This is a genomic window from Serratia sp. ASV30, from assembly GCF_016428815.1.
Taxonomy (GTDB): domain Bacteria; phylum Pseudomonadota; class Gammaproteobacteria; order Enterobacterales; family Enterobacteriaceae; genus Chania; species Chania fonticola_C.
In genome coordinates, this window is sequence record NZ_JAELTL010000187.1 from 1 (window position 1) to 500 (window position 500).

Sequence of the window (500 nt, forward strand, 5' to 3'; positions counted from 1 at the left end):
GAAGTGCTGAAAACGGAAAAGGACAGTTCAAGGCACCCGATATTCCAGGTGATGTTCAGTCTCCAATCGTTTGGCGCCACAGGACGTACCGAAGGAGAAAGCCTGTTCGAGCAGTATGACGCGCAAGAAGGGGCGTATCGGGCGGCGAAGTTCGATTTGACCGTGATGCTGGACGACAGTGAAGAGGCGATCGGTGGCGTCTTCAACTATGCGACGGCCCTGTTCAACGGGCAAACGATGCGGAACTACATTGCGACCTATCAGCATATCCTGCGCCAACTGGGTACGCTGTGCAGGCAGGGGCGTTCCCTTGCGGAGCTCCAGTACCTGGATACGGCGCAATACGAGCAAATCATCTGCCAGGGGAACCGCACAGAATGCGATTACCCACGGGATATGACGATCCACGAAATGTTCGAGGCGCAGGTAGCAAGAACCCCAGAGAATATCGCACTGGTGTTTGAGGGGGTGAGCCTGACCTATCGGCAGTTGAATGAACG

At 55.4% G+C, this 500-nt stretch carries 1 protein-coding gene; it reads left to right on the forward strand.

Features of this window, described 5'->3' with window-relative positions; translation table 11 throughout:
• On the forward strand, nucleotides 1–500 hold a 500-nt coding region (locus tag JHD74_RS26030; protein WP_199063912.1), incomplete at both ends, for a condensation domain-containing protein.